The following is a 3,569-nucleotide window of genomic DNA, read 5'->3' on the forward strand; positions in this document are numbered from 1 at the left end:
GCCGGCCATATCCATCACAGCGCCACATCAAAATCAGCCATGAGCTTTCTTGAGTTTCCGCTGGATTGCGCATATGATGCCGCTCTACGTCAAGAGCAATTATGCAGTCGGAGTTCGCATGCTTGAGACGGGCTGAACCTCAAGGCCCGGATGGCGTACGGCAACAACAGCCTCAACCTTTCTGACATCCACGCCCGCGTGGACGACATAACCCTGCGCGGACAGTTCCGTCTGGGCCTTGAACCCGGCAAACCCCTGTCCATAACGGCGGATGTTCAGCTCAGCGCCATCAATCTGGATAATTACCTGCCCCTGCCCGATACCGCCGGAAAAAACGGCAAAACGGGTGCCGCGCCCGCAGGCGGAGCGGCAGCGGCAAGGAGCAGTGAAGCGGGCAAAATTCCCATGCCGGACATCAATATCCGCCTGACCCTGGCGCGCCTGAGCATGGAAAAGCTTCAGGTTCGTGACATTCAGCTGGCGGCGCAGGGCCTGCAGGGCAACTACACCATCACCGCCCTCAACGGCGTTCTCGGCAGCGGCGGAAAAATACATGCCACCGGAGCCGCCCGCCTGGCTGACGCCGCCAATCCGGCCTACGCCATCAAAGGCACGGCCTCAGAAGTCAACATGGGCAACCTGCTGGAAAGTCTCGGCAAGGGACGCCCCCTGAACGGCGTCGCACGACTTGAGGCAGACCTGACCTTTGCCGGAAAAAACGCCACAGCCCTGCAAAACAGTCTTTCCGGAAAAGGCCAGCTTGAAATTCGCCAGATGCACCTGGAATCCATGCCGACACTGCCCAGGAACATTCCCGGCCTTCAGGGGCGCGTACCCGAAACCATTGACTTTGTACGTGCGCCCTTTACGGCACGGAGCGGCGAAATTACCGCCAACCCCATCAGCGCTGGCGCACAGGGCCTCAGCGCGCGTGGACGGGCCGTAATCAGCCTGCCGCGCCGGAATCTGGACGCGGCCATCAACGTGGAAACACTGGGCATGACCATACCGCTTATCATTCGCGGGCCATTTGACAATATCTCGTATTATGCGGACCCGCGCTTTGCCCTGGACGCTGCCAGCAAACTGCCCGCCATTTTGCAGGGCAAAAGCAAAAAGAACGATTCGGATCCGCAGCGACAGGACGACATGCGCGGCGCCGGTGATCTTATCCGGGGTCTTTTCGGGAGATAACGCCCGGCATTTCATGGCGGGCTGGCTGCATTTCCGGCCGCATGGGCCGTCCGCCCCCGGACAAAAAACCGGTCGGCGCGCCGTTGTTTGAGGCTGGCCCAGAGGACAATCTTGCAATCCGTCTGGTGTTGCGGTGAACGCGCGTCTGGAGTACCCTTGGGCGAGTACGCCGCAATAACCGGAACCACGGGCGTTTTCACCGCGCATGCCTTGCGGTGAAATGCCTTCCCGCACCGGCGCGCCTGCTGGGCGTTGCCCGCAAGGCCGGAAAGTGGCGCGGCGGCTTTTGGGCAAAACTTGCCTTTTCCGCCTGACAGGCTAAAGCTTTTGGTCAGGCGGGCGTTAAGAAATCAAGAGGGCCGTTTTACGGTCCGGATTCGCGCAAGAACGTCTTGCGCCGCTGCGGGGCTTGTGGCCCGTCCGGCATGTCCGCTGAGCAGAGCTACCAGCCTGTGACGCGGCCTGCGGCAGTTTTCCGGGGTACGGTTTTCCCCGGCACGGCAGGTGAAAAAACGACACAGGATGAATTGAGCCTACAGGCGGCACTATGTATTTATTAATTGGTCTAGCCATCGTCGCGGGTTCGGTGTTCACGGGCTACACCCTGGCCCACGGTGAATGGGGCATACTTTTCCAACCTGCGGAATTTATTATTATCCTTGGCTGCGGACTGGGAGCTTTCTTCGGTTCGCAAACCAAGTACACTTTCGGGCTTATTCTCAAAAGCCTGAAGCACCTGTTTGCCGACCCCGGCTCAAGCAAGGGCCGCTATCTGGAAACCCTGGCCCTGCTCTACGCGCTCTTCTCCAAGATGCACCGCGAAGGCGTCATCAGCATTGAAAGTGATGTGGAAAAACCGGAGTCCAGCCCCATTTTCAGCAAATATCCCAACATTTCCAAAGACACCAAAATCGTCAACTTCATCGGCGACACCCTGCGGGTTTACCTGACTACCGGCGACCCCGCAGATATTGACAGCCTCATGGATGTGGACATCGCCACCATGCGCGAAGAAGGCATCCTGCCCGCGCATGCCGTGTCACACATGGCCGAATCGCTGCCGGGCATGGGTATTGTTGCCTGCGTTCTGGGCGTGGTGCTTGCAATGGGCAAGATCAACGAGCCGCCGGAAGTGCTCGGCCACTACATCGGCGCGGCCCTTGTGGGCACGTTCTTCGGTATTCTCTGCTGCTACGGCCTGTTTGGCCCTATGGGGTCAAAGCTTGAAAACTACGTGGCCGAAGAGCATTTCTACTATCATTCCGTCAAAGAGGCCGTGGCTGCCGCCATTCGTGGCTCCACCCCCCTTATTGCCGTGGAATACGGGCGCAGGGCCATTCCTTATCCTTTCCGCCCCAGCTTCGCGGAAATGGAAGACAAGCTGAAGAGCGGCTAGGCAAGCCAGCCTTCGGGACAAAACAGACATCGGCGTAAACCGGCCAGTACTTTTTTCGGCAGCCTGCGTACCGCGTCTTTATGCCGCAAGCTGCACACGCCGGCCCGTGACACAGGCATTCCCGGCCCCTTTCGCTGCAGAACAGGCGGCATTGGCAGAGCCACAACGTTTTTATTGTCCACCGCTCCGCCATACCGAAGCGCATAGGGCGGGACACCCGCAGACGGCGGAAACTCCCCGGCATTGAACTCGCGTGGCTGGCCGTGGCGGCGTACCTTTCTTCCGTCAACGATGTAGTGTATATTTGCATTATGCAGGGGACGCGGCGCTTCCCGCGCCGGAGCCTTTAAAGACCGTCCCCAACCGGGCGCGCCGCTTTTGCCGCATGGCATGACGCGCAGCGCGGCATATCCGGCAGCCCGCGCCGGGCACGGCATAAACCTGAGGAGTCTGCTTTATGGGCGGCGCATGGAAAGTCGCTTATGCCGACTTTGTTACGGCCATGATGGCCTTCTTTCTTCTGCTCTGGGTGCTCAGCATGGTTCCCCCCGAAACACGGGCGGGCCTCGCCGCGTACTTCAGCGGAGACCGCAACTTTGACTCCAGCTCCACATCGCCCGTCTCCAACAACCCCTTTATCCAGAATACAGACAAGATAGACACGCGCGACCTCAAGATCAGCGAAGTGGAAAAATCTCACTACGCCATTGCCCAAAAAATCAAGCAGCTTCTCATGGCCGATGCTGTTCCCCAGAGCGCATCGGGCATCAGCGCCGACGACGTGGGCGTGCAGTTGCGGGTCAACTCCGACATCATGTTCAAGCACGGCACTGTTGAACTGCTGCCTGAGGGCGACAGGGTGCTTTCGTCCGTGCTCAAACTGATGGAAGAGTACAACCTCTATCTGGTGGTGCGCGGCCACGCGGACTCAGCCGAGGCAGCCCCGCCCTTTAGCTCCGCCTGGGAGCTTTCCGGCGCG

3 protein-coding genes are annotated in these 3,569 nt (G+C 59.5%); all 3 read left to right on the forward strand.

What is annotated here, in order from left to right; translation table 11 throughout:
• Positions 1 to 132 precede the first annotated feature (132 nt).
• Positions 133 to 1,194, forward strand: a complete 1,062-nt coding sequence (locus V6C16_RS09415) for an AsmA family protein (protein ID WP_333543074.1) — start codon at positions 133 to 135, stop codon at positions 1,192 to 1,194.
• 547 nt (positions 1,195 to 1,741) lie between these two features.
• Complete coding sequence (motA, locus tag V6C16_RS09420) at positions 1,742 to 2,590, forward strand: flagellar motor stator protein MotA (RefSeq protein WP_333535733.1); 849 nt, start codon at positions 1,742 to 1,744, stop codon at positions 2,588 to 2,590.
• Positions 2,591 to 3,047: 457 nt separating this feature from the next.
• The coding region (locus tag V6C16_RS09425) for an OmpA/MotB family protein (RefSeq protein ID WP_333543073.1) at positions 3,048 to 3,569 on the forward strand (522 nt) is incomplete at its 3' end.

Origin of the sequence: Desulfovibrio sp. 1188_IL3213 (assembly GCF_036763145.1) — a bacterium.
Lineage (GTDB): Bacteria > Desulfobacterota > Desulfovibrionia > Desulfovibrionales > Desulfovibrionaceae > Desulfovibrio.

Bases quoted from the DNA above. Each gene is read 5' to 3' on its own strand.
- motA (WP_333535733.1), top strand. From the start codon at position 1,742: ATGTATTTATTAATTGGTCTAGCCATCGTCGCGGGTTCGGTGTTCACG.